We start from the raw sequence: 1,790 nt of genomic DNA on the forward strand, positions 1-1,790 counted from the left end.
TGCTGTGCTCCTTAGAAAGGAGGTGATCCAGCCGCACCTTCCGGTACGGCTACCTTGTTACGACTTAGTCCTAATCACCGATCCCACCTTCGACAGCTCCTCCCCTTGCGGGTTAGGCCACTGGCTTCGGGTGTTACCGACTTTCATGACTTGACGGGCGGTGTGTACAAGGCCCGGGAACGTATTCACCGCAGCGTTGCTGATCTGCGATTACTAGCGACTCCGACTTCATGAGGTCGAGTTGCAGACCTCAATCCGAACTGAGACCGGCTTTTTGGGATTCGCTCCACCTTGCGGTATTGCAGCCCTTTGTACCGGCCATTGTAGCATGCGTGAAGCCCAAGACATAAGGGGCATGATGATTTGACGTCATCCCCACCTTCCTCCGAGTTGACCCCGGCAGTATCCCATGAGTTCCCACCATTACGTGCTGGCAACATAGGACGAGGGTTGCGCTCGTTGCGGGACTTAACCCAACATCTCACGACACGAGCTGACGACAACCATGCACCACCTGTATAGAGACCTTGCGGGGCGACTGTTTCCAACCGTTTCCTCTATATGTCAAGCCTTGGTAAGGTTCTTCGCGTTGCATCGAATTAATCCGCATGCTCCGCCGCTTGTGCGGGCCCCCGTCAATTCCTTTGAGTTTTAGCCTTGCGGCCGTACTCCCCAGGCGGGGAACTTAATGCGTTAGCTGCGACACGGAGACCGTGGAATGGTCCCCACATCTAGTTCCCAACGTTTACGGCATGGACTACCAGGGTATCTAATCCTGTTCGCTCCCCATGCTTTCGCTCCTCAGCGTCAGTTACGGCCCAGAGATCTGCCTTCGCCATTGGTGTTCCTCCTGATATCTGCGCATTCCACCGCTACACCAGGAATTCCAATCTCCCCTACCGCACTCTAGTCTGCCCGTACCCACTGCAGGCCCGAGGTTGAGCCTCGGGTTTTCACAGCAGACGCGACAAACCGCCTACGAGCTCTTTACGCCCAATAATTCCGGACAACGCTTGCACCCTACGTATTACCGCGGCTGCTGGCACGTAGTTAGCCGGTGCTTTTTCTGCAGGTACCGTCACTTTTACGCTTCTTCCCTACTAAAAGAGGTTTACAACCCGAAGGCCGTCGTCCCTCACGCGGCGTTGCTGCATCAGGCTTTCGCCCATTGTGCAATATTCCCCACTGCTGCCTCCCGTAGGAGTCTGGGCCGTGTCTCAGTCCCAGTGTGGCCGGTCACCCTCTCAGGCCGGCTACCCGTCGTCGCCTTGGTGAGCCATTACCTCACCAACTAGCTGATAGGCCGCGAGCTCATCCTTGACCAAAATTCTTTCCACCCCAGAAGATGCCTTCCAAGGTCGTATCCGGTATTAGACGTCGTTTCCAACGCTTATCCCAGAGTCAAGGGCAGATTGCTCACGTGTTACTCACCCGTTCGCCACTGATCAGAGAAGCAAGCTCCTCATCACCGTTCGACTTGCATGTGTTAAGCACGCCGCCAGCGTTCGTCCTGAGCCAGGATCAAACTCTCCGTAAATGTTTGACTGCACGACCACCGAAGTGACCGGCACATCTAGTGCAGAAAGCCACCGGAATAGGCGAACAATCTGCAAGTTTGAAACTGACAGAACAAATCATTACTGACTTGCTTTGTTGTTTAAATGTTTTCCAAAGGAATCTCTTCCGCGGTACCCCCTAGAAAGGAGCCCTACGGCCGAGGTTTTTGGCATTTGACATTGTGCACGCTGTTGAGTTCTCAAGGATCGGACGCACTCGACTTCAAACCCCAC

General features: G+C 54.6%; 1 rRNA gene. It reads right to left on the reverse strand.

The window, feature by feature from the left end:
- Window positions 1-15: 15 nt before the first annotated feature.
- Window positions 16-1,537: ribosomal RNA gene (locus tag E3O28_RS01425) — 16S ribosomal RNA — on the reverse strand.
- Window positions 1,538-1,790: the final 253 nt, after the last annotated feature.

It is taken from the genome of Cryobacterium sp. TMT2-14 (assembly GCF_004402465.1).
GTDB lineage: Bacteria > Actinomycetota > Actinomycetes > Actinomycetales > Microbacteriaceae > Cryobacterium > Cryobacterium sandaracinum.